Source organism: Thermosipho sp. 1244 (assembly GCF_018588215.1).
GTDB classification, from domain to species: Bacteria; Thermotogota; Thermotogae; order Thermotogales; family Fervidobacteriaceae; genus Thermosipho; species Thermosipho affectus.
In genome coordinates, this window is sequence record NZ_LNGA01000030.1 from 50,063 (window position 1) to 76,077 (window position 26,015).

Genomic DNA, 26,015 nt, shown 5'->3' on the forward strand with positions numbered 1-26,015 from the left:
TTTACCCCCAACAAAATTCAAAATATGAACATTTAGGACAAATAGACTTCCTTACAGGTTTTGGAGGGAGAGGTTCATCAATTAATTGTTCTAATTCCAATATTAAAGTTTTTACATAAACTTCTTCCTCTTCATTCATTCTAATTTTTATCCTTTTTTTCTCTTTCGGAACTAAAATTTCACCCTCAACATCAAGACCATATTCTCTAAGACGCATAATATAATACATCATTTGAATCTTTGCTTCATCTATCTTTTTAGATGAAGATTTTATTTCGCCTAAGATAATTCCTTTATTTTCTTTTAGAAAAAGATCGATTTTTAACCCTGATAGACTAATCTCTCTTTTAACTTCTTTAGAATAACTTTTTTCATGAATTAATCTTCCTAATTCCAAATAAATATTTTCTTGATATCCTTCTATCCCATGGGCAATTAACCATGCTTCTCTTTTACATATAGTAAATGAATACAACCAATTGGCTTGAATTCTTTCTAAATTTACCATATTAATGACTCCCCACTAATATCAAATTTAAATCCTGTATCAAGATCATAATATATTTCCAAACTATCTTTGTTTATAAATCTTAAATTTTTCGAAAATTCAACAGATGGTGGTAAATTATTTTTGGCTCTATCAACAGGTATTTTCAATAATCTTGTCTCAATTTCTCTTCTATACTTAAAAAACATTTTATTTCTCTTAAAAATATCATTTTGCTTTAAAATATCTACAAGTAAATCAAATACAAGCTTATCACTTTTATCCTTTTCAACAAATATATTTACTAATGGTTTCTCCTCTATAAGTTTAAAATTAGAAACACCGTTATAAAATTTTAACTCTTTAAAAGCCGAAATAATTTCATTTGATTTTCTCGAAGAAATAGAAGAAATTGCTTTTTCAAAAAATTTTTTCACTAAACTTTCATAATCTTCTTCTAATATTTCGTTTCCATAGCACATTAAAATCTCATTAGCTATTTGTATATGTACTGAACCATAAATTTTTTTGCTTAATCTTTCATCAAAATTTGTCAAATAAATACATGTTCTTTCACTTCTAAAATTTCTATTTGTTCTACCTGCAACTTGAATAATACTAGGTATGGAACTAATTTCCCTAAAAACCACATCAAAATCCAAATCAACCCCTGCTTCTATTACTTGAGTAGAAACTAAAATTGGATTTTTACCATTATTCAAATAATTCCTAATTTTATTAATTCTTTCTATTCTATCTTTTGGAGTTATATTTGTTGAAAGATAAAAAATTTCCCTCTCTGAGAAAAAATCTCTCAAAATGCGAAAATTATTTATTGATTGAGGAATACTGTTAAAAACAAAAAGAGCAGACTTTTTTGAAATATCAACTCTTCCTAACAGTTCTTCTATATTTTCTGTATCAAACATCTTTTTTATTTTCGTCCTTTTCATAATTTGAAAACTTTCTTTTTTAATCTTGTTTAATTCCTTTGGTCTTATTTTTTCAAAAACCGGTTGAGTTGCCGTCATTAAAATAAAAATACTTCCTAATTCTCTTGACAAAAGGTCCATAAACTCTTCTACTATTTCTAACTTTTCAATGGGAATTCCTTGAACTTCATCTAATATAATAATTGAACCAGACAAAGTATAAAATTTTTTTAAAATACCAGAACGATAACCAAGCATTGTATGTACTAATTGCCAAAAAGTTGTTACAACTACCTCACTTTGCCAAGAATCATATAAAAGCTTTTTATCTATAGTTTCATCATTATCTTCTTCATATGTTGCCAAATGATGATATGGAAGCAAATATTCGACTTTTCTCTCTACATAGTCCTCTATATTTGACAAAACCTCATCAAATATATTTGAAACCTGATCAATTATAGATATAAATGGAAGGGCATATATTATTCTCGGCGTATATCCAATATCTTTAGATATCTTATCTCTTAATTTTACAGCAAAATTAAAAACAGATAATGTCTTTCCTATTCCTGTTGGAGCGCTTAAAGTTAAGATTCTATCTTTATTAATATTTAATTCGAATAAATTTGACTCAACACCCTTATAGAACTTCTTCCTAATCTTATTAATTTCCAATTTATTATCACCAATTTTCTTTACATACTCATCAACAATGTTTTTTGGTATATTCTTTCTAGTAATATCTTCAATACAAGCTGCATCTTTCTGATCAGAATCCACAAGTATTGAATAAAACAGCTGAGTTTTTAGCGATAGTTTCTTTTTATTATAATCTTCTGATAATCCAAGAAAATTCTTAAATTCAGTTATTATATCCCTTAAAGCATTGATTATAAATCCTTCGTCAATTAATTTATCTGGCAAAAACAGCCCTATTTTCTTAAACTCATCCTTTATACTCTTCCACTTATTCCTTAAATCATCAAACTGAAACAATATTTCTCTTTTATTCTCAAATACTTTATTTAAACTTTGCTCAAAAAAGGCTTTTATCGGTATTAAATCGTTAAAATCAGTTAGTTTGCCATGATGACCACGTATAGCCATCATGGCAGCTATAATATATTTTAGAGACAATTTTTTATAATACATATAGAGTCCTGCAAAAATAGATGAAATGTGCGAATGCGAAGAATATCTATTATCCGCATTCTTAAGCTTATTTTGAAAATATGTAGTAAACTTACCAAAATCGTGCATTAGACCTGTTATTTTTATAATCTCAATTTCATCTTTCTCAAATTCAACAGGTAAGGAATCGACAATCTTAATCATATTATCAGATACATTTTTAAGATGTTCTATTAAACTCTGACCTGGTCTTGCATAAAACAACTTACCACTCCTCATAAAAAGGATATAGTAATTCCACGTTCACTGATATTGCATAGTTGTGCACTACTTGATCTTAAAAATTTAATCTTATCCGGATAAGGTATGTACACATAATCAGAGACCTTCTTTATCCTCCTATCTTTGTAAAAAGATTCAGGAAGTCTGTCACGTTGTAATGAGCCCATAAGTTCTAACCTTTTATAATACTCGCGCTTTAAGACAGTAGGAACAACCACTTCACTCTCATTGTTAATTTCTCCTTTAAAACTTCCTATAAATTCCAATTTTGCAGGAAGCTCAGTTATTCCTAGATACGGCGGATAAATAAATTTTTTCTCTTCTAATCTTTTCTCAAAATTCTTTAAAATCTTTTCATCTTCATGATTAAAATAAATTCTGTAACAAAGAAACTTGCTATCCTTTGGATAGACAAATTCCATTGGAACAAGTGTTCTATTCCCCATCCCTCTAAAAGATGAAATTTTTTTTGAATCTTCCTTTTTTATCATTAAATAGTTAACTACATTTATTTGTTTTCTTAAAGAAGTTTTTATCTCTATAGCAACTTTTGCAGGTTCATCAAAAAATTCATAGTAGGAATCTTTTTCCATTCCCAAAACTCCTGCAATAAGTCCAGAAATAACAGTCTTTGGTGGAAAATAATAAGAAAGAGAAGAAGAATTTGTATAAAACTTTCTAAAATGTGCCATTTTCCCCAAAAGATCAAATACAATAATTTTCATATATCTCAACCCCTAAATTGACAAAATCTCAACTTTCAACTCCTTATTTTTTATTAAATCCGTTAATTTTTCCTTTATAAATGTGGCATTTTCATCTTGCCATATTACTACTTTTTCTATATTTTTTTCGTTATCTTCTATAAGTTTTAATAATCTTTTAAGCGATATTTCAACATCTCCGGGTTGAGCAGGAATATGTTTTTCTTTAATTTCAATATCTATAAAGTCTCTAAGGTCTCCAATCAAAGTTTCTGAATCTTTATATTCTAATCTAACGTATAATCTTGGTTTTTGACCAATTTTACTCCTTGTTGAAGAAAGTAATTTCAAAGATTTTATAACAGCTTCATCGAGTAATTTGACATCATCTTCTGATAAATTTGTATGTTTTGCCCTCCACCCACTAATTATTCCATAAAAACCTATTAATGCATATTTTATTCTCCAATCTTTCCCTATAGTACCGTGTTCCCCTTTTCCATTTTCAGTTCTTCCAGCAAAAACAGATGTAATACTTGATGTTTCTAAAATTTGTGCTTTATGCAAAGAATAACCCCAAGTAAATTGAACTGGCCCTGTAAAAGTAAAAGAAGAACCCTTAGATGAGTTATCTGCCTTAATAGTAATAGTTGCTCCAAATAATCTTATATCAGTAAATGTTTTTAATATTTCTTCTTTGCTAGGAGATTTAGTATCAAATTTATCTTTAATTCTATTAGTTGAATCAACAGTTTTCTCACCGACCTTGGTCACAAATATTTCATGCCCTTTATTTTGTAAATAATCCCTTATATACCTTTTTAATCTCACATCACTAACTAAATTTCTACTTGTATCATAATCAAAACGAGGTCTATTTTCATCATCTGGATCACCATTAGGATTTGTTAAATGTGCATCGTAAAGAAACAAAATCTCCGAATTTTTAAAAAAGAAATTTTCCATAATACTCACTCTCCTTTTTTCATTTTGAATTTGTAATAATCTCTTTTGTTTTCCATGCATATCCACTTAATATGTAATAAACATTTTCAGAAGGATTAAGTTGCCAATTGTTTTCATTTGCATCTAACAATTCTTTTGCAATTGAAAAGTTAATTTCATTTTCTCCATTCAAAATTTTATACTGTAATAGTTTTTCAAAAATTTGAGAAGTTAAATTTTTTACTTTTAAAAATGGCATTCCTCCAAAATTAATTTTTTCCAAAATTACCTTTTTCCTGTTAATTTTGTACTGTTCGGCCCCTATTGTGGCTATCAACACCCCAACTAAAAACAACGCCAATTTTTGATCATCAAATTTCAAATCACGTATATAATTTACTATTTTAGTATCTAAAGTTTTCTCTTCCACTATTTCACCCCCAAATTCTTCTATTAAATTAAGCATAATTAAATACCTTAGGAAAAGATTTGAATTATAAATAATATTTACCATGGAAAGTTCATCCTTTTTATAAAGAGCAGTCCTTGCGTTTAGGTTAATTTCGCTAATTAGAAAAGAAAAATTCAATTTTGACGCACTTAAAAGTTGTTTGTAAACATCTAATATTAGTGAATTATTATTTAGAAACATTCTTACTGTTTGCAATGTAAATTTCTTTTTTAAATTGGCTAATTCATTTAACTTGTTTAATTCACTTAAAAGTCTTCCAATCCAACTTGGCTCAACATCTTGAACAATTAACAATGCTTTAACCGCTCTATTTTTAAAAGCAACAAAAACAAAATTAATTAAAACATCCATTCTTAGTAAATAAGACTGTAATTCTTCTTTATTTTTTAAATAATCACTTAAATCGCTCAAACTATCAACCGAACTACGAATAACAGAGATTTTTTCAACTAAATTTTCATCAACTGTTTTGTAACCTTCTAATAATTCTGGAACTAATAAACAATCAATACCAGATAACCTAGTTCTTAGATTGTTAAAAATAAAAGCTTCACCTAACAAAAAGTTTAAATAACAATCGTAACACAATGAATAATTTTTTAAAAACCCATCACTTGAAAATCCGCTTGCAAAAGAAATTTTATCTGTTATAAAAAATTTTAATCTAAATTTCGTAAAATCTGTTGTTAAATTTTTTTCAACTCCACAAGAATGACAAACTCCAACGTTAAAAAACATTCTTTTGTCCTTATTGCCAAATAACTCTTTTTTCAATATTTTCCTGTATTCACTATCTTTTACTAAAATTTCCTTATTTATCATAACTGTATATAACAAATTATCTTTTTTTCTTAATCCTAAACTTTCTTTTATAAAATTTTCTATTTCATTGTAAAAAGGCTTTATCTTCTCACTTTCTAAAAATTTTTTCAACTTATCTAAAAATACTCGTTTATTTTCCTTTTTAATAACTATTTTCTCAAATGATAAAAACTCCAATTTAAGAAACTTTTTATCATCAAAGAATAAACTTGTTATCTCCTTTAATTTCTTTCTCAAAGAAGATTCTTCGGACAAATCGGCTTGTATATTAAAAATAGATTTAGCCAAATAAAAAATTTTATCACTTGTAAAACGTTTTTGTCGTGAGCTTCCGCTTGAATTTCCAACCCATAATACTTCCTTTAAAACATCTTTATCTAACTTGTCATCTTCTGGTGATTGTTTATATATGAAAAACTCAACCTTTTGAACACTAAAATTAAAATTTACACCAATTACTATCCTATGGTTATCAAATTTAACCTTTTGCTCAATTACACTTTCCTTTTTTGAATTCAGTACTTTACCAAGTTCAATAATCCCATTTAACATATAAACGCACCCCTTTAAATCAAATCAATACAACCAAAACCTATTGAATTTTTACTTCCAATTCCAGAGTTAAATGCTAATTCCAATAATTTTTTATTTCCTTTCATCTCAAATATAGAATGCCAAGCTTTTATAACAGTGTTTTTATAAACAATTATTTGTTCTTTTGGATTTTTCCCCACATGTTTTATACTTACCATTTCATCAGGCAAAATGTTATAAAATGCCTTATACTTTCTAACCAAATTATCAACAATTAATTTATAAAATTCTTCATCAAAAGGAGTAAAATAGTTTATCCATCTTTTTCCATTAATAATTTCTGTAGAGTATACTGTTATAGGAGATTTTGTAACTATCTTTATCTTCTTCTTAGGAACAAATTTCTTTAATTCTATACCAATAATTTCAACTTTTTGATTGTTTATAAAAGAAAAATCATCTCTTAAAAGCGTATTTGCCAAATATTCGATAAACTTATCATCATGAGCAGCAATATAAAAATCTGCCATTTCAAAAAAAGTAATCAACTTTTTTTTTCTATCAATTTTAAATTCTCCAAACAACTTTGAAAAAGTAAACAATTTATACTTTCTCTGACCATAGGTAAATCCCTCCTCATGGATAAACCTACTGTATTTTTCATCTCCCAACCACTTTAAAACCATTGCTTGCAAAATTCTGTTATACGCAAATGGAAGTACAAGATTTTTAAATGCAAAAGTAATTTTTACCTGCATATTCTCCCCCATTATCTTTATTTAATTATCCTTTCAAGTAATCCAAAACCTTGTGAATTTTTTGCACCAATTCCCGCTTCATATGCTATCTTGATTAATTCTTCATCACCAAATAAATCAAAAGCTGTCATCCAACCCACAATTTTAAAATCTTTATAATAAACAACAATTCTTTTGGGATTTTTTCCAACATGCTTGATATTGATAACTCCTTTCGGAGCTTTCTTATAAATAGAATAATATTTTTTATAAATATTTTGTTCGATTATTTGTTTAAATTTTGGATCATCTGGATGATAATACAAGGTTTTTTTCTTTCCATTTTCGTTTAAATAAGTCGAATAAACTGTAACCGGAGATTTTGTAATGGTCTTTAAACTGTTTTTAGATTCAAAATAATCAACTTCAATACTTTTTGGAGATACAAAATTTCCTCCTAAATAAATATTTTCAAAGCTTAAAAAACTTCCTGCAAGATATTGACAAAACATATCATCATAAGATGAAACAATAAAATTTGCACTGTCGAAAAATGTAATCTTTCCCTTTTCTTTGTCGACATTAAACTTTCCATATATCCTTGAAAAAGTATAAAGTTTGAATTTTCTCTTTTCATAAATATATCCTTGATCATGAATAAAACTCTTAAAATCATCATTGGAAATTAAATTCAAAATAGTAGATTGTAAAATATGGTTATAATCTATTGGAAGAACTAACTTTTCAAATTCAAAGCTCACTTTTAATCTCATTATTTATCACTCCAAATTTTTTATCTTCAACCAAAAATCCCCTATATCCCCCTGTACCATAAAGTCCTAATACATTTGCCAAATTAATTAATTCTTTTGAACCAAAGAACAAAGTTTTTTTATAATTTTTTCCATTCTTAATTATTACAACCAAAGAATTATCATCAGGATTTTTACCATACAACTCTCTATATTTTTCAATCAACTTTTCTCTTATAAAATCACTATAATCTTCTACTAAATCTAAATTGCTGTTCAATACATAAAATTCTCTATTAAAATTTAATCTATTTATGTAAATTTTATGTGGTTTTAACCCGTATATTTTATTATTTAAAATATCCGCTATCCTTTTGTTAAAAAATGTCTTAATTATAAAAAACGCTCTTGATTTTATATAAAAGCCATTTTCAGATTTAAAAACTTTATCCGATAAAAAACCCGAAAAACTAAAATCGGAAAACCCTACGCTGGTTAATTCATTTTTGAGATTCTCAAAATTACCTTTTCCCAAATACAATGGAAAATCAAGTTTAAACTCGAAAATCAATTTCACTCCTATTTTTTCGTTAAAGTCATCATAATCCATCCTAATGGCTGCATCACCCCATCTTTTTTTACCACTCTTCTTGTCAATGGGAAAAACTCTGGTTTATAATTTTTTGCCCTTTTACCTAAAATACTTTTTAAAAATCTTACTTGTTTTACTTCCAAACGCTTTACAAAAATTGTTTTTGAATAAAATCCTGTTGAAAAACCTAGTTGTAACAAAAACTGATTTTCATTCAAATTATTTAACTTATCTTCCAACATATTGTAGAATCTTTTTAAATCTTCAATACCTTGTTCAGTTACTATTTCTTTTTCTTTTTCAATATACCTTTTTACACCCAAATTTATGTTTTTCACAAAATCATTGAAAATTAAACGTGGATCTTTGTAATAATGCCTTAAAATAAAATCCATATTTTCATACTTTTCAAAATCATCAATTTTAATTGTTCCATTTAATACTTTTCCACTATCCAAATACTCAGCATAAAGATCTAATACAGCCTTATTCTTTAACAAATGATAAACTTGAATATTTGTTATTTTTAAATCATTGTACTCTAAATAATTAGAATCAGAAACCTTTAAAAGTTTAAAAGGTGACATAACAGCTTTTCCGAAAACTTTTAAATCAATATTTTTTACAAGTTTCTTAATATCTTTCTTATTATCTTTTTTAAATTCTAATAAATATTGAAATTTCTTCTCATACTCCCTTCGAACTTGAGTCCCTTTAATCAAAAAAGTTCTAATTGCACCTTTTAAGGAAGATCCAGGGATATAGGGCCTTCCAGCAGTTTTTACAAATTCATTTACCTCTGTATTTCCTTTTATATAACCTTTAATTTCATTTTTAATATAATTCTTATAATCTATATTTAATCTTTTTAACGTATTTAGAAAATTATTCCTATTACCCAATATTTCTGGATAATTTATTACAAAATTCATAAAATTTTCTTCATTCCTTATTAACCTATCAAAATCAATAATAAATGCTTTATTACCATCCTTTATTATTTCAAAACTTTTTATTTTATCCCCAGAAAGTATAACTGTTGGAGTTAAAATCTCCATTTTATAATTAAACACCATATTATTTAAGAGCCTCCTTTTCAATTGGAATTAAATAGGCTCGCGCATACTTATAAACTCTATGATACTTAAAACCTTTAGGTGTAATATCTAGTATTTCTCCTACAACTTTATCTGAAAATACACTACCTTCGGTAAATAACCTAACTATCGGTTGTCTTTTGGTATTATCATATAGCGAAAAAACATAACCAGTTTTTTCATAAATTTTGTAATAAATAACTTTCTTTACTTCTGATTGATCCTTTGGATAATAGGAAGACAGTAACAAAAACATTTTACCTTCACTTTTTAAATCTACTTCTTCCACATCAAACTCAAATGCTCCATATCCATATGTCCTTTCTCCACCAATTCCTTCATCTCCTAATAACTTTAAAGAAGCAAAAACTTCATTTTCCAAACTTTCATCAATATCCAAAAAGAACCACAAACCACTATCATTGTCAAAAGTAACATATGACATATAAAAGATACTTGTCTCATTTGTAATTCTATCATTGATTATTCTTGGAACATCTCTAACATGTACAAACTCTTCTACATTTTTTCCATTTGTTGCAAATTTGCCAGATATAACCGGATTTTCAACATTTCCTTTCAAAAATTCTTCTGAAACAAACTCTAATTTCTTTAATTTTTTCATATCATCTGGATAAAACTTATCCAAACCAAAGTTATACCCAAAGGGTTTAGGATAAAAGTATATATCTTTATAATAGAAAAATGAAGACGAAATTCTAAATATATCTGGATTTTCAATAATTACATTGAGAAATTTTTCAGTTTTTTCACCACCAAATAAAATATTATACGCATTCACCAAGCCAGAGAATATTGTATCAGAACGCACAAACTTGGAAACCACATTATAAATATTATCTTTTTCACCAACATGTAGAGGGGTTTTTAACTTTAATTTTATTCTATATTTTTTCATCTTATCAAACCCCATTTCATTCTATTTTCATACTTTCCCAATCTATCTTTTCAGTAATGTCATTCAACTTTTTTAATTTTTTTTCATCTGAAATTCCCAAGTAAAATCCTTTATCTCTAAACATAATAGAAATATTTTCAAATTTCACTTTTCCATATCCCCTTGAACCAGAACCTCCCAAATAATCATCTTCAAGCAATTTCATAGCAGTTATTAACTCTTTTAGGTATCTTACTTTTTCATCGTTGTACACATTAATGACAAATTCAACTTTAAACCTTGCTCCAGCAGGTACCCTTTCATTTTGTCTTGGATTAGCAGAAGAAGTTATTCTATCAATTGTATTTTCGTGTTTTACTTCTGTATAACTAGTATCTAGATTATTTCTCATTTCCTCTGTAATACTCTCTTGTATTAATTTGGAATCTCTAACTATTAACCTTGTAGGCATTAAATTCTCAAATATCTTATTTTCTCTATTTACAAAGGTGTGTTTCCCATGATTTCTTCCAAACAAATTACACACAGGGCAATCTTTATCATCGCACATATGAATTTTAATTTCACCTTTTTTTGCCCAAACCAGTTGATTTTCATCAATTTTTTCATGATAGTATTCCATAAGTGTTCTAAGTTTTCCTTTAAGACTTGTTCCAGGAATATACGGTATACCACGTTCATCTTTTATAACTGGATTATCAATACCTCCAATTTCCATTGTATTGTCTTGCCCCCCAATATGTAGTCCAGTAAGCAAAACTAATTCAGCTCTTACAATAAATTTTCCTTTAAAATTTATTCTTTCCATATTCTCCCTCCTTAAAAATTATCTTCTTTTATTTGTAGTTTCTAGATATTTATGATATGCCACTAATGCTTCCCAAAAATCTTTAAATCTTTTCAAGTAGTCTATATCCCCTTCATCCAAAGTCAAAACCATATTTTTCATTGAATTTGCAAAATTTTCCGCTTGATTAATAATATTCTTATAATTTGGTAACTTCTTTATATTGTACAAAAAAACAGCTAAAAATCTTTTAACCTCATACTTAAATTTACTTTCATCCATGGAAATCTTTTTTACTTCACTAAAGTATTTTCTAATCTGATTTGGATTAATACTTTTAACTTCTTCAGCCAATTTTTTAGCGTATTCAAATAGCAACTTTCCATCTGGATCTTTTCTAGGATTAAGCATTTTTTCAGATAATTCTTTTGATATCAACACTTTATTTTCCATATTATCCCTCCCTAGTTTCGTATTCTACCCAATAAGTAATTGAATCAATATGTTTATACAATCTGTTATCATTTCTAAGTATTAAATCTAAAAATTCAAGTATTTCTCTTCCTATTTCTTTGTTTCTATCAGCAAGTCTTGAAAAATAATAAAACAACCTCCATATTTTTCTATTTTCACCTGTAAAATGTCTTAGAACATATAAAACTTTTCTAGTAATATTTTTGTTAATAAAGCTTTCTAACTTTTCCTTTATTAGGTTATACTCTTCAAACTCTTCCCAACCAACTACCTTATTGAAATTAAAAAATGCATTTTTTTCATAGCCATTTCTTTTGTAATCTTTTGCAATGTCCAAGTTATTTCCAGCATTTAATGCCACCCTGTAAACGGGATATTTTTTTGCGGGAGCAAATTCCATCGCCATTGAAACTGTTATATCTTTATTTCCTCCACTAAAACTTTTTAGACTTTTTTGTATCTCCCACGCTAGCTTTGGCAAATCGCTCCAAGGTCCCAAAATAAAGAAATCATCTCCACCGGAATATATAACACTAGAATTTGGAAATCTTCCCCTAACAATATCTTCTAAAAATTTCCCAAAAAATATTTCAATTTCTTGTGAAAGTGTAGCTTTTTTTGATATTGGTGGTTTATCACCCAACCCCTTACCAAAAACTTTTCCCAAATTATCCACATCTCCCCTTAACACACCCCATTTCTTTATACCATTTGAATTATTAGCTATAGTCTCCAAATCGGCTATACTTCCATCATCTTTTTTTGGGACATAATTAGCAGATTTTATAAAATATATATATCTTCCAAAATCTATTTTTTTATCTTTTACCGTCAAATAAGAATCTTTTAAATTATCTCCAAACTTTATTTCGTATCCAAACAAATTAAAAATATCATTATAACTATTTATCTTTTCTACCTTTTTATTTGTTTTTAAAATTTTGAAAGAATTTTTCTTTGTGAGAAAATCCCCTAATTCTGCAAAAGACTCACAAAACTCACATTTTTCACCTATTAATTCTCTGTGACAATAAGGACACAAATTCTGTGAAATATCCTTCAGATTAAATACTTCTTCATAGTTTTTTGTTAAAATACTTTCAAATTTTCTAAACTTTTTATCTTCAACTTTCTCGGAAATGTTTTTGAATAATTCACCACTAAGCTCATTAAGTGATATTTTTTCACCCGATAAATTTACAGTTAGTTCTATACCGTGTGCTTTAAACAAATTCTCTTCGATTTTTTCCTGATAATATGAAAGTCTATCAATTAGATTTGCAGGTCCAAGAATATAAAAGTGTCCACCACCATTGTATATTACATTACTAATTGACAATTTTTCAGAGTGAATTATATACCTTGCAATGATTTCCAAAAGATATGAAACATAAAAAGAACGACCTCTAAGCTTTTTTACAGCATGTTCCTGTGAGACATTATATATAAAATTCTGTATCCCAGAAACATCACCTTTTACTATACCTATTATCTTTTTGTCACTTTTAACATCTTTGAACAAGTTTATATCTCCACTTTTAAAACCATCTTCATATTGTTTGAAAATAGATATAGCAATTGCTGCAGTGGTACTTAAATGAGAAAACAGGGAAATTTCAGGTTCAGAATAAAAAAATGCAGATGGCACATTAGAAGTGTATTCTTTCAATAGATAATATATTTTCTCAAAGAATGGATCAGTAATATCTAATTTTTCTGCATCTTGGTGTTCTCTGACAATGTTTTTTACTTGTTCTTCAAACTCATTCCATAAATTTTTGTATGAAAGTTTTATATTCTCCTCTTCTCTATCAATTAACTCCTTGAATTCTGATAGTCTGGACACTTTTTTATATTTTTTATTTTTTTTGTTATATTTTAAAGAAACCAAAGAAAGAGTTGAAACCATATTTTTTACTCGTTTGTTTTCAGATGGATTATAGTCTTCTCTTTCGTTTGCCGAAACATGATCAGCCAATTGAACTAACTCTGATAATAAATTTATGGGGCTATGGTGATTTAAAATTACACCTTCAATCTCATCTTTATAAGGTAAACCTGAGTTTTTATAAAAATACGCACCCCATTCCTGGTGTCTTGGGCTATAACTTTTTGAACTTTCAATAGAATATCTATAAGTTTCTGTTATTATCTTCTTTAAAGAATTAATTTCTGCTCTTTGATAAAATTTCCCAATATCGTGAAAAATACTAGCCAAAAATACTTTTTCAACGGTAAATCCCATAATTCCACCCCTTGAATTCTAAATATCTTTGAAATTTCCAAGAATATTTTCCATTTGAGGTATTATCAAAATATCACTTTTTGTCTTTTTGATTTTAAAAGTTCTATTTGAAAGTCCTGCATGTGCCAAAAAGTTTCTTTTTTCGCTGGAATAAATTTTAGAATAAATTTGTTTACTTTGTTTATTCTCACTATCTTTGCTCTTAGTATAAATAATCTCACCTTCTGGCAACCCTTTAGCATAATTTTTTATATCGCTTAACTCCTTTTTTATAGAAAGTGCAGAAAAAACATTTATGTAATTACCTTCCTCATTTATCTTCCATACAAAATTTGAAATACTTTCTAAATAGTCAATTGGATACTCATCCTTTAAATGTATTTTTTCATCATATTCATCAAATAATTTGACAAATAATTTACTAAAAATGGACGAAAAAATAATTCCTTTAAATGAAGGAGTAATTGCGAGTTTTCTTTTTACTATTTTTTTATCAACGCCATTTTCGATATCCAAAACATCTTTATATATTTCAATTCCTTTTAAAATAATTTCATCAAAATCTACCTTTTTAAGCATTAAAGAAAATACCAATGGGAATCCATAATAAATCGACTTTAAAAATATTCTAGAATTATTTATAACTTCACTCTTTTTTAATTCTCTGTAAAAATCATTTAACTTGTTCTTTCCGATTATTCTTTTTTCTTGGTTATCAACAAAATTTGAAAACCCAAAAATTTTTTCTCTTTGAAAATCTCTTATATTCAAAAATGGAATTATTCTTCTTTCTTCAATTTTATGAACAAATAATAAATTTTTTTCTTCTCTACTAAAAGGTGATTCTGAATTTGTAACAACAAATTTTATAGGTTTAATAAATGAAATCAACTGCAGCAAATCAATCAATGAACTATAAAGCATATTAGTATGGTAATTAATTCCAAAAGTAATATCTAAATACACTTCCAAATCATCATCTATATCTAAATCTTTGAAAAGATTATAAAAATAATATAAATTTAAATAGTAAAGATCGGTAATTGTACCTTTAAATCTGTATTCTATATCTTTTCTATTTCTAAAAGTGCCTACACCTGGAACAACTTTAACTTCAAAATTTTCAAACTCACTGTGACTACTAAAATACTCTGAATATTTCTTAATTAAAAAATTCTCCATCTCATTGTAACTTTTCGGTTGTTCATCAGTCAAATTAGGATACAAAGTATCTAAAACGAAAATCATAACCTTGTCAATATTAAACTCATTGATTAACAAATTTGGTAAAAAATCATAATTATTTGATTGTTCTAATCTATAAACAACGCTATTTTTATATGTTCTAATATTGCCAAGTGGCATCAAAAGAATTTTCAAATCCAATCCCTCCTTATATTTTCAATTTCAAATGCTTTAATATAACTTCCTGTTTCTTTATCTAATTGATAAATACCTCCTTTTGAAAAATCACCATAAGCCATTCCCAAACCAAAAGCGATCGGAAGTGGTGCACTAATGAAAAAATGAACATTTTCACAGCCAGTACAAGACCTTACATTTTGTGTAATAGACATAATTTCAGAAACTATTTTAGTCCAATCTCCAGGTTTAATATTTCCTTTACCATCTTTGTATTCAATGAAAATTATTCTAGATGAAATATTATTATTCAACAAAAATTTTCGAACATCCTGTATAGGATTATGTGAAGCAAGATAAATGACATATGAACAATCTTTCCCTTCACCTTCAACTGTATACTTAACAAATCTATAATCTTCAGTAATTGATTTAACTTTTCTAACATTGTCAGTTAAATCTAAAACTCTATGATATTCTCCATTTTGATGATGGTAAAATACTAACTTATTATGTGTTCCCAATGTTATTCCCAAAGCCATCGCCATTGCAAGAGGCCCTAGAATTGCTATATGTGGTATTCCGTTATTTGAAATTATGCTATTTAAAACTTTTCTTGCATCTTTTAGAACTTTTTTCCAATCATCATTTCTTATTTCATCGGAAACATATACTTTCTTAAAATCGTATAATTTTTCAAATATATTAACAAAATTCAACGGAAATTTTTCTCCTACTTTTTCTTTCAATTTCTCATAAGAATTATTTATAAATTTTTCATCATGTTTCTTGAAAAAGAACAACACTGGTACATGATATTCCTTCGCTTCAAAAAAGTCCTTTAATTCAAATACATTATCAATATCTAAAGCGCTTATTAACTTCAAATTTTCTCTTTCACAAACAGATTCTTTAAAATGTAAATTTCTTATATTCTTCAATATACTACCATTACTATCAACTTCACCAGTAAAGACTACATTCTTTGGAATTTTGCTAGTTAAGCCTCCCATGGTTATTGCTAACATAAAAGAATTTCCTGTAAAATGGGAGTCAAATATTACTCCCAAGTTTTTCTGAACTATATTTTCAATAGTTTTTATCTTATCTGTAAATCCTTCTAGATTTACATACGTTTTCTCATTTTTAAAAACTATAGCCCTTGCTATCTTTCCATCACCAGAGTCATTTACAATCGGGAATCTAACCTCATTATATCCATTTCTATACAAGTTCAAAACTGTCAAATCATCATTTAATAATTTAATCAACAATTCTATTGACGATGTCTTCTTTTTCTCTAATATCTTCTTTATTATTTCATACAAAACAAAACTTTTTTGTGGAAAATCTTCGCATTTTAAATATGAATCAACGGCTTTATTTAAACTTATCAAATCTTTTTTTACTAGATAAACAAAATCCTCAATATTTTGTTCTAAAATATTAGTATACAAAGTCACACCTCGCTTATTTTTAAATTTTTTTCTATTTCCTCTTTAGTCAAACCATTAATATTTGTAATTTTAATGTAATCATGTACAACTCCATTAAAAAGTTCTCTGTCTTTATAAAACACATTTATTTTCTTTCCCAAAAGACTATCATCTAAGTAAATTATTAGCGATTTTTCCTTAATTATTCCCACATAATTTTCACCTTTTACACCATCTGTATCAGCTGCCAAAATTTTTTCATGTCTTTTTAATTCTTCTGGAAATTCTATACATACTTCGTTTGAATCATCATAAACTATTTTTTCAAAGAAAAGTTCATATAATTTTTCAATTTTTTTTGACTCTAAACTAAAGAATTCTTTTCTTGGGCCAGAATATACTTCTGACGCCAAGATATTGTAGTTTTCTATAATTTCTTCTACATCTACGTGTTTTATAAATTCACAGTACTTGTCTGAAAATTCATCGTCAAAATAAAACTTAATGTGTGTCAGCTTTACAGCCGACACTAGGTGATTTACTTTCAATCTGCAAGCCGTAGAACTCGCAAGGAATGGCTCAGCTGTCAAATAAACAGCTTCGTTCAAATCATCCGTTTTACTAACTATCACACCATAAATTGGATATTTCGTTGTGTAAATAACGAAAATATCCCCTGCAACTAATCTCGAACCGTTGTTTATTTCTATAAAATCCGCTTTAAAATCTTTATTATATTCTTTATAAAGTTCTAATTCACTTTTTAAGAAATTCATAATACCCTCCTTTTTTATTCCTCTCTATTTATTATTACGTAACTTTTCACAAATTTCTGACATATAAATACGGATAGCCAACAAAAATTCTTTTTCAGTAACACCATTCTCTTGAACAAGTTCCTTTAATTTTTCTTTTGTTCTCTGATTAATCTTATATTTTGCATCTTTTGTTTTTTCAGAAAAACATATTTCTTCAGAATATAAGACTTTGTACAAATAAAAACACAAATACTTATCATTTATTTTTTTTAGCTCTTTAAAAAAATACTGTGATACAATCACAGATTCAAAGCTATCATTTAAATCATCTGAATGCAAAAAATATTCAATTCTATTTTCAAAATCATCACTTTCATTGTCTAAAGAAATATTAAATCTATAATTCCTCAAAACATCCACAATATGATTTTTTATCATGGTATATAAATACGCGCCATGATTATCTGATAAATTTTTAAATATATGTGCTTTATTCTTTATTTTTATCAAAATATCGTTTAATATATCATTTATTGCATCTTCAATACTTCCGTAACATGCCTTAATCCCAGTTTGATATGTTTTGTTTTTTGAAATAATACTTATTACAATTCCTTTTACAGAATTTAGAAATTTTTCACTAACTTTATTATTTACAATATAATCCAACAACTCTTTCCTAAACAAATCTTTTTTCAATTTTTCTTCACCCCTTTAAAAAGTCATCTAGACTTTTCTTACATATTCCACATTTTTTTAAATGTTTATCTACTATATCTTTCGGGATACCATCAAAAATAAACTTACCTTTCTTTTTAAAAGCATAAGACATTTTATTTAAATTACATTCTTTCGAAACAGAACACTCCCTTCTTATATCTATCTTTAGTTTGGAATAATTTTTTGTTGATAAAAATAAAAGCCTACACGTATTATTTTCTAAATATTCAACAAAAACAGGCCTAGTAGTTCTAGGCCTCTCTTTTGATCTCCAAAGTGATTGTGTTTTTACTATTTTCGAAAATTCCCTCAACCCTGTCATTATACCTATTACAGATTTAAAGTATCTTTTAAATTCATTTTCAGTTTTAAATATTTCATCAATCAATTTTTTCAATTTTACATCACCGTAAAGATTATAACATATTCAATAAAAATTACAAAAGATTATTTAAAACAATCCATTTTACTTTTCCATCAACTTCTTTATTAAAAACAGCACTTGAATTAAAGTAATATATTACAACACTATCCTTCCTTTCATCAATTATTCTCTTTAGCCTTCCTACTAACTGTTTCAAATTTGATTGTGTTATTTTTCCTTCAAATGTTGAATTTTGTTGCCATACAAGATATTCTTTTACAATTTTATGTACTCTACTTACCCTCTTTTCATTAACATCGTATGTAAGAAGAATGTATCTAATAAAATCACCCCCTATCCCTAAAACCTCGATAATTTTCTTCCCCCTTGAGATGTCTTATAAGTTTATAACATTCATGTAATATAACAGTTTTAAAAGAAACTTTTTGATTTGGATATATTTCTACTGTTTTTTCTAATCTTTTTTCAAGTTCTAAAACAAATTTCTTTTTTCCTTCTTTTGACAAATAAATTCCACCATTTGTTGGCTCAAAATCAGATTTCTGGACAATTTTATTGTTTACCAGGTATAAAATTACCTTATCAACTATAATAGGTTTAAAAATTTCAGAAATATCAAGTTGTAAAGAAAATTTCTTGTTTTTAGGTTCATGAAGAAAACTTATCTGAGGTTCCAAAGAAGTCTTATAAATCTCAGATAACACTATATTGTACAAAATTGTATTTCCATAACTTATTAACGCATTTATTTCGTCCTTTGGAGGTTTTCTTTTTCTTTCCTCAAAACGAAAATCTTTCTTACCAACTATTTTTCCAAAAGCTTTGTAATACTTTTTTCTTATATTTCCCTCAATAGCCATTAAAGCTGGTATATTTCTTTGTTTATCAAGCGTTGATTTAATCTTTTCAATATACAGTATTTCATCATATACCAGTTCCTTAAAACCTCTTAAAACTTTCAACATATTATGAACAGCAGCTTTTAATATTTCTTTTGCAATTAATATACGTTTTTCCATATCGTTATAATGTTCAAATTGTAAAAGCAATGTTTTCCCCGTTTTATTCTTTTCCCTTGGATAAAAAGTTCCCAGATAATTACCATAATAACCAAAAAAATGCAGTGGTATTTCTTCTTTATATAGCATTTCTAAAAATTTTTTATTTATACTCACTTCTGAAAAAATCATAATAGAACTAACATTTTTTAATGGAACAATCATTGGCTTTTTTTCTTTAGACTTTGGAACCAAATACATTGCATTATTTTTTTTTCTGATTTCACCATCGGTAAAAATATATAATGTTTCCATAAATTCCCCCCTATATAATACTGGAAATTGTTGATTTGGGTTCACCAATATAGTGCCTATAAGGAACAAATTCTTTTTTTAAAATATACCAATATATACTATCCTCATTTTCAACAATTATGTTCTGTATTTCCATTCTCAATTCATTAAAATCTTTCTCTGTTATTCTACCCTCAAAAACAGATCTTTGTACCCAACGTAAATATTTTCTAGCAATTCTTAAAACTTTTGAAACCCTTTTTCTATTAACATCGTAAATCATAATAACATACATAAAATTCCCTCCAAATTAATTCTTCTTTCATTTATAATTACGATCTAAAACAAAAAAATCTGACAAAATAAAAAAATTTTTCAAATAAAAATTTTATATCCCATTCCTCATAGGTATGTTCTAAACTCGAATTTAACTCCTACCCAAGAGCAACAAGAATCCTCCGGTTTCCATTCCTCATAGGTATGTTCTAAACCAACATTAAACAAAGACAACAACGTTGGTTTAGCAAGTTTCCATTCCTCATAGGTATGTTCTAAACAAGATGTGAACAAAAAAAGAAAGGAGGGATAAGAAGTTTCCATTCCTCATAGGTATGTTCTAAACTAACATATCTGCCAATATTTGTAAACGAAACAATAGTTGAGTTTCCATTCCTCATAGGTATGTTCTAAACGTTAATATGTTAAAATTAAAAGTTGTAAAAAACGAAGGCAAGTTTCCATTCCTCATAGGTATGTTCTAAACTGTTACCACCTCAATTCCTTGTTCCCTAAGAACATGTTTCCATTCCTCATAGGTATGTTCTAAACCAAAAACGCAGATACAAGAGCTGATATCGCAATTTGTTTCCATTCCTCATAGGTATGTTCTAAACCAGTTTACAGAAGTTACGGCTACGAAAACGTAATAGTTTCCATTCCTCATAGGTATGTTCTAAACCAATTAAGAACCTCATAAATTATTATAAACCACATTATTTTCGTTTTGATTAACTGGAAGTTACTCGAAAGTAAACACGTTATTTTAAGCCATATACAAGCTTTTTTTGTTAACGGAAAAGGTCATCGAATATTCCTTATATTTTTCACCTTAACCCAAACGTTACAATTAGTTACAATCGATATTTTATTAAACAAGGTATTTTGTATGAATTTATGTAAACGGAAAACCTATTAGTTAATTTATTTTAATTTGTTTATAATTCACAAATTATATTAAATATTATTTTATTTTATATTACGTAATTTTATGTTTTATTCATAATGAATGATATTTTCTATTTAATAAAAGAAAATACACTATTTGATATAAAATAACATAATTATGATATTATAATAATTTAACTATATATTCTTCACATAAATAAAACACATGATTAACTATAGAAAATTAAACTTAATATTATTAAAAATAATGAAAAACATTATTGTTAAAAGACAAAAAATCTTGAAAACAAGGAAACTTTCATCTTATCAACTTAACTGAATGGAAGAAATAATAAACGGTTCTGTCAAGAAAATTCTGTAAAAAACTCCTGTATTCTAAAACAGATTAATAATCCATAGACAAGTATATTTTTCCAAATAAATATTCTTCGTTAATGGCATGTAAAATTGCTACTTTTAATTTTAAAAGTGATCTTTCATTTGGAAAAGCTCCTACTACTTTAGCTTTCCTTTTCAGTTTTTTGTTTACTTTCTCCAACTTCCCTAATTTTCCAAGATTCCTTTTCATATAGACATTTTCGATATGCTCTTTTGTTATCCATATTCCATTATTATATTATAAAATCAGGTGAAAAAATTTCTCATTTTCTCTTCATTTTCTATAAGAAATTGTGGTATAATATTTTCGATTTTCATGCTATGTACTCCTCCTTTGTAACAAGTTTTTATCTATTTTAGAATACATAGCCTTTAGAGAAAAATTAAAACAATTTAGGAATGTACAATTTATGGAATAAAACAAAGTAGGATCAAGAAGATAAGAAATAACGCCATACTGGCATGTTGTACTATAGTATAAATTTTTGAACTAAAATTTGAATAGCTTCTTCATTTTTCTTTTTTAATTATATGAATTATCACTTTAAATTTATAATTCGGCTTATATCCATAATAAAAGAATATTCTCATACAAAATTCCATAACTAAAACTCAAATACACTCCCTGCAAGACATTCATAAACTTTTGTTTTTAGGTTCTTTTTAAAAATGTCAATTGCAACATCTCCCGTACAATGACAAGGATAAAGCGCATCAATTTGAAAAGTACTCAACATCTTTGAAATTTGTAAAAGTTCCTCATTTGTCTTATTTAAAAGATGAAATCCTCCGATAACTGCCTTAATTCTACTTTTTTCTGATAAATGCAAAATTATATTTATTATTCCCCTGTGAGAACAACCTGTAAGTATAACAGCACCATTTGATGATTCAATAAAAAGGTACAATTCATCATTAAATAAATCTCGTTCTTTTTTAGAACCAATTTTAAATTTTTTCTCTGAATATTCGGAAGTTTTCAAAGGTGCTGCTGTAATAATCTTAACACCTTTAAATATTTCCAAATCATTTTGCACAATCTCAAAATTTCCGCCAATTTTCTCGTAGAAAATTCTATTATGTTTAATACCAGCATACTTTTCTCCACTATACCTAAGGTTAAAAAATCCATCTCCAACATAAATTTTTTTAGGTCCAACTTTTTTTAATAAGAATTCCAATCCATTTCCATGATCATAATGTCCGTGACTTATAACAACTGTATCTAAATCCAAAAGATTCAAACCTAATTTTTCTACATTTTTTAGAAAAAGATCGCTTTGCCCTGTATCAAAAAGGATCTTTTTTCCTTTGAACTCAACCAATGCACTAAAACCATGTTCAAAATAGAACCCACTTTTGGATTTATCATTCATCAAAATCCAAATCTTCACATCCTCACCACCGATTAAATAGAGATTTGCTCTCAATTAAGAATAACTTATTTTTCAAGTGGTATTTTTCTTATTGGAAAATTCTTTTCAAATAAGTATGCTAAAGAAAATAATTTTTCCTCTTCAAATTCTCTTGCAGAAAAAGTTAATCCAAAAGGTCCTGTATCGGTATACCCAGCAGGTACAGTTATTGAAGGATATTTTGCTTTTGCAGTTATGTGAGCACCATAATTTGCGGGAAATAAAAGTGCTGTTAAGTTATATTTTTCAAATAACCAATCTATTCCCCCTTTTGCATACTTTCTATCATTTAATAATGACTCTATATATTTTCTTTCATTAATATCTGTTGTATCTGATCTTAATAAAATACTTTGTCCATATGGAATTGCATCTTTATTTTCAAAATTGAAATTAATTACATCTGTTAACGTTTTAACTTGCAAATCTTTATCCTTCAAATAATTATTTATTCCATGCTTAAATTCATAAAATAAAACATTTATATTATTTATCTTATCAAGATTTTCAAACTTTATTTCAACTACTTTTCCATTTAATTTTTCAACCTTCTTCAAACTATCTTTAAATAACAAAATCTGTTCATGTGTCAACCAATTAAAAAATTGTTTGCTATATCCAAAAACCATTCCAGAATAATCAGATATTTCTTTTATCTTTTCTGGAACTTTTTTATTTTTTACTATATAAGTTGCAGGATCATTTAAATCAAAACCATATATAATCCTAAATACCTCAAATGCATCTTCAACTGTTCTAGTTATAGGTCCAGCCGTATCCTGCGTATATGATATGGGAATAATACCATTTCTACTCACTGTACCAACGGTTGGTTTTAATCCAACACAGGAATTGCTACTTGAAGGTGAAAGTATTGAGCCTGATGTTTCAGTACCAATTGAAACAAGCGCAAAATCAGCTGCAACAGCCACTGCAGATCCTGAACTTGATCCACCAACATCAAAATTTCCATATGGATTTTTTGTCTGACCACCCAACCTACTATATCCATTAGGCATCTCATATGACACAAAATTTGCAAATTCAGTTAAATTTGCCTTACCAATTATAACCGCTCCAGATTCCCTTAATTTTTTTACTAAAAACGCATCATTATTCGCATAATTTCCTAAAAGTGCCTTTGCACCTCCTGTTGTTTGCATTTTGTCTTTTGTATCAATATTTCCCTTGATTATTACTGGAACCCCATGCAAGTTACTCCGTTTTTTGTTATTTTTTCTTTCCTCATCCATTGCTCTTGCGATAAATAAGGCATCTGGATTAATTTCCAAAACAGCATTTAAAGAAATACTTGAAATACGTTCCAAATAAAATTCCACCAATTTTTCAGAAGTTATTTTACCTTCATCGTATAGTTTATTAAATCTCTTAATAGTTAAATTTCTCAAAAAAATCACCCCTTAACAGATCCAGCAGAAAGACCTGCAATAATCTTCTTTTGAAAAATCAACACAAGTGCTACCAATGGGGTAGTAACAATTACAGCAGCTGCCATAATCTGTCCCCACGGTATTTCATACTGTGAAGCACCTTTAAACAATGCAATTGCCACTGGAACCGTATATTTACTGGGCCTTTGCATAAATGTAAGTGCATATAAAAATTCATTCCAAGCTGATATAAAAGTTAAAAGTCCGGTAGCCACAAGCCCTGGAGCAGACATAGGTAAAACAATAGACCATAAAGTTCTAAATCTTGAACAACCGTCAATGGCAGCTGATTCCTCAACTTCTTTAGGAAGTTCTCTAAAAAAATTCTGTAAAATCCAAGTAGTCAACGGAAGTGTCATAGAAACGTATGGAAAAATAAGTCCCGCATACGTATTTATTAACTTAAACTTTCTTAAAATCACAAACAAAGATCCCAAAATAGATACCTGTGGAAACATACTAACTGCCAAAATTAAAGACATAACAACTATTTTTCCCTTAAATTTAAGTCTTGCAATTGCGTATGCAGCAAGTGAACCAATTGCCAGTGAAAACAACGTAGTAATTCCTGAAACAACAATACTATTCCAAATATTTATATGAAAAGGCCTTTCAGAAAAGACTTTTATATAATTTTCAAATGTAATTTGCCTTGGGAAAAGTGAAGGATTTAATTCGAATAAATCCTTGTCCGGTTTTAAAGATGACACAATAGCCCAATAAAACGGAAAAACACACCATATAAAAATCAAAATAACTGCTAAGTACAAGAAAAATTTATAAATCACTCTTTTATATTTCACGATTCTCACTCCTTAGTCAATCTGCAATTTTAACGATTTAATATAAATTATCGCAAAAATGGAAATCAACAAAAAAATGACCACAGAAAGACTAGAACCGTATCCAAACCATCTTCCTGTAAAAGCCCTGTCCATCAAAAGAGACCTATTATACACAGATAATGTTTCGGTACCTACACTCCCACGCGTCATAACATATACAACATCAAAAACTCTCAATGCATCTAAAGTTCTGAATATTAAAGCAATCCCAATAGTTTGCATAATTTGAGGTAGGGTAATTTTAAAAAATCTCTGTACCATGTTAGCCCCATCAATTTTAGCAGCTTCGTATAATTGTTCTGGAATTAACTGTAACCCTGCTAAAATAAGTAGTGCCATAAACGGTGTAGTCTTCCATACATCCACTTGTATAATTGCCCATAAAGCAAGTCCCGGTCTTCCCAAAATTGGAGTCCCAGGTTTTATTATTCCTAGAGCCTCATACAACTTAGAAATAATACCAAATTGATCGTTAAACATCCATCTCCACATTTGAGAAGAAATTGCTGTGGGAATCGCCCATGGAATTAACATAGCAGCTCTTACTAATCCTCTAAATTTAAAATTTTGATGCACCACTAAAGCAATCAAAAGTCCCAAAACAGTTTCAAGCAACACAGAAACAACTGTAAAAATTATTGTTGTTTTAAATGCCGCCCAAAATCTACTATCATTAAATAGTTTAATATAATTTCCAAAACCAACAAACTCTCTTTTAAACATAGGATTCAATCCAAAGTCAAAAAAACTATCGTAAAATGTCTTGAACAACGGGAAAAACGCAATAACTGAGATCACAAAAATGGCAGGAAAGATCATCCAAAAGGCCACAACTGGTTCTTTTTTATTCATTCCTCTACCACCTCACATTAA

At 27.6% G+C, this 26,015-nt stretch carries 25 protein-coding genes, 1 pseudogene and 1 CRISPR repeat array; all 26 genes and pseudogenes read right to left on the minus strand.

Features of this window, described 5'->3' with window-relative positions:
- Position 1: 1 nt before the first annotated feature.
- A complete protein-coding gene (cas4, locus tag AS157_RS07145; protein WP_077288579.1) occupies positions 2-508 on the minus strand; it encodes a CRISPR-associated protein Cas4 in 507 nt (168 codons plus the stop codon).
- Positions 502-2,817: a CRISPR-associated helicase Cas3' gene (gene cas3 / locus AS157_RS07150; RefSeq protein WP_197023130.1), complete on the minus strand. Its 2,316-nt coding sequence runs from the start codon at positions 2,815-2,817 to the stop codon at positions 502-504. The genes cas4 and cas3 overlap by 7 nt, the downstream gene beginning before the upstream one ends.
- A gap of 11 nt (positions 2,818-2,828) precedes the next feature.
- Entirely contained in the window at positions 2,829-3,560 is a 732-nt protein-coding gene (gene cas5b, locus AS157_RS07155) for a type I-B CRISPR-associated protein Cas5b (RefSeq protein WP_077288581.1), read from the minus strand.
- A 12-nt stretch (positions 3,561-3,572) separates the two neighbouring features.
- The gene (cas7b, locus tag AS157_RS07160; RefSeq protein ID WP_077288715.1) at positions 3,573-4,505 is read right to left on the minus strand and encodes a type I-B CRISPR-associated protein Cas7/Csh2; all 933 of its coding nucleotides are present in this window, start codon (positions 4,503-4,505) and stop codon (positions 3,573-3,575) included.
- A gap of 19 nt (positions 4,506-4,524) precedes the next feature.
- A complete protein-coding gene (cas8b, locus tag AS157_RS07165) occupies positions 4,525-6,330 on the minus strand; it encodes a type I-B CRISPR-associated protein Cas8b/Csh1 (RefSeq protein ID WP_077288582.1) in 1,806 nt (601 codons plus the stop codon).
- 14 nt (positions 6,331-6,344) lie between these two features.
- A complete protein-coding gene (gene cas6 / locus AS157_RS07170; RefSeq protein ID WP_197023132.1) occupies positions 6,345-7,070 on the minus strand; it encodes a CRISPR-associated endoribonuclease Cas6 in 726 nt (241 codons plus the stop codon).
- Between the two features lie 17 nt (positions 7,071-7,087).
- Entirely contained in the window at positions 7,088-7,822 is a 735-nt protein-coding gene (gene cas6 / locus AS157_RS07175) for a CRISPR-associated endoribonuclease Cas6 (protein WP_077288584.1), read from the minus strand.
- Entirely contained in the window at positions 7,800-8,411 is a 612-nt protein-coding gene (locus AS157_RS07180; RefSeq protein WP_077288585.1) for a hypothetical protein, read from the minus strand. The genes cas6 (AS157_RS07175) and AS157_RS07180 overlap by 23 nt, the downstream gene beginning before the upstream one ends.
- Positions 8,381-9,469 (minus strand): type III-A CRISPR-associated RAMP protein Csm5, encoded by a 1,089-nt coding sequence (csm5, locus tag AS157_RS07185; protein ID WP_077288586.1) that lies wholly within the window; start codon positions 9,467-9,469, stop codon positions 8,381-8,383. Before csm5 ends, AS157_RS07180 begins: the two co-directional genes overlap by 31 nt.
- A 1-nt stretch (position 9,470) precedes the next feature.
- Entirely contained in the window at positions 9,471-10,409 is a 939-nt protein-coding gene (gene csm4, locus AS157_RS07190) for a type III-A CRISPR-associated RAMP protein Csm4 (RefSeq protein WP_077288587.1), read from the minus strand.
- Between the two features lie 16 nt (positions 10,410-10,425).
- Positions 10,426-11,217: a type III-A CRISPR-associated RAMP protein Csm3 gene (gene csm3, locus AS157_RS07195; RefSeq protein WP_077288588.1), complete on the minus strand. Its 792-nt coding sequence runs from the start codon at positions 11,215-11,217 to the stop codon at positions 10,426-10,428.
- A gap of 18 nt (positions 11,218-11,235) precedes the next feature.
- Positions 11,236-11,649, minus strand: a complete 414-nt coding sequence (gene csm2 / locus AS157_RS07200) for a type III-A CRISPR-associated protein Csm2 (protein ID WP_077288589.1) — start codon at positions 11,647-11,649, stop codon at positions 11,236-11,238.
- Position 11,650: 1 nt separating this feature from the next.
- Positions 11,651-13,915 carry a type III-A CRISPR-associated protein Cas10/Csm1 gene (gene cas10, locus AS157_RS07205; RefSeq protein ID WP_077288590.1) on the minus strand — a complete coding sequence of 755 codons (2,265 nt, stop codon included), beginning with the start codon at positions 13,913-13,915 and terminating at the stop codon, positions 11,651-11,653.
- An 18-nt stretch (positions 13,916-13,933) separates the two neighbouring features.
- A complete protein-coding gene (csx1, locus tag AS157_RS07210) occupies positions 13,934-15,295 on the minus strand; it encodes a CRISPR-associated CARF protein Csx1 (protein WP_077288591.1) in 1,362 nt (453 codons plus the stop codon).
- Positions 15,292-16,734 (minus strand): SAVED domain-containing protein, encoded by a 1,443-nt coding sequence (locus tag AS157_RS07215; RefSeq protein ID WP_077288592.1) that lies wholly within the window; start codon positions 16,732-16,734, stop codon positions 15,292-15,294. The genes csx1 and AS157_RS07215 overlap by 4 nt, the downstream gene beginning before the upstream one ends.
- A gap of 2 nt (positions 16,735-16,736) precedes the next feature.
- Positions 16,737-17,489: a hypothetical protein gene (locus AS157_RS07220; RefSeq protein WP_077288593.1), complete on the minus strand. Its 753-nt coding sequence runs from the start codon at positions 17,487-17,489 to the stop codon at positions 16,737-16,739.
- A gap of 24 nt (positions 17,490-17,513) precedes the next feature.
- Positions 17,514-18,170 carry a sigma-70 RNA polymerase sigma factor region 4 domain-containing protein gene (locus tag AS157_RS07225; RefSeq protein WP_077288594.1) on the minus strand — a complete coding sequence of 219 codons (657 nt, stop codon included), beginning with the start codon at positions 18,168-18,170 and terminating at the stop codon, positions 17,514-17,516.
- A gap of 7 nt (positions 18,171-18,177) precedes the next feature.
- Positions 18,178-18,588 (minus strand): hypothetical protein, encoded by a 411-nt coding sequence (locus AS157_RS07230; protein ID WP_077288595.1) that lies wholly within the window; start codon positions 18,586-18,588, stop codon positions 18,178-18,180.
- Positions 18,589-18,628: 40 nt separating this feature from the next.
- Positions 18,629-18,949 (minus strand): CRISPR-associated endonuclease Cas2, encoded by a 321-nt coding sequence (gene cas2, locus AS157_RS07235; RefSeq protein ID WP_352039439.1) that lies wholly within the window; start codon positions 18,947-18,949, stop codon positions 18,629-18,631.
- Positions 18,903-19,889, minus strand: a complete 987-nt coding sequence (cas1b, locus tag AS157_RS07240; protein WP_077288597.1) for a type I-B CRISPR-associated endonuclease Cas1b — start codon at positions 19,887-19,889, stop codon at positions 18,903-18,905. Before cas1b ends, cas2 (AS157_RS07235) begins: the two co-directional genes overlap by 47 nt.
- A 10-nt stretch (positions 19,890-19,899) precedes the next feature.
- Positions 19,900-20,163: a CRISPR-associated endonuclease Cas2 gene (gene cas2 / locus AS157_RS07245; protein ID WP_075665155.1), complete on the minus strand. Its 264-nt coding sequence runs from the start codon at positions 20,161-20,163 to the stop codon at positions 19,900-19,902.
- A 96-nt stretch (positions 20,164-20,259) separates the two neighbouring features.
- A CRISPR array of direct repeats spans positions 20,260-20,826; the repeat unit is 30 nt; unit sequence GTTTCCATTCCTCATAGGTATGTTCTAAAC.
- 612 nt (positions 20,827-21,438) lie between these two features.
- A pseudogene (locus AS157_RS07250) lies at positions 21,439-21,591 on the minus strand (transposase); the annotation flags it as partial.
- A gap of 445 nt (positions 21,592-22,036) precedes the next feature.
- Entirely contained in the window at positions 22,037-22,825 is a 789-nt protein-coding gene (locus tag AS157_RS07255; protein WP_077288599.1) for an MBL fold metallo-hydrolase, read from the minus strand.
- A gap of 47 nt (positions 22,826-22,872) precedes the next feature.
- Positions 22,873-24,255, minus strand: coding sequence for an amidase family protein (locus AS157_RS07260; RefSeq protein ID WP_077288600.1), 1,383 nt, complete (start codon positions 24,253-24,255; stop codon positions 22,873-22,875).
- Positions 24,256-24,260: 5 nt separating this feature from the next.
- The gene (locus AS157_RS07265) at positions 24,261-25,100 is read right to left on the minus strand and encodes a carbohydrate ABC transporter permease (protein WP_077288601.1); all 840 of its coding nucleotides are present in this window, start codon (positions 25,098-25,100) and stop codon (positions 24,261-24,263) included.
- A 12-nt stretch (positions 25,101-25,112) separates the two neighbouring features.
- On the minus strand, positions 25,113-25,994 hold the full coding sequence (locus AS157_RS07270) for a carbohydrate ABC transporter permease (protein WP_077288602.1): 882 nt from the start codon (positions 25,992-25,994) through the stop codon (positions 25,113-25,115).
- Between the last annotated feature and the right edge of the window lie 21 nt (positions 25,995-26,015).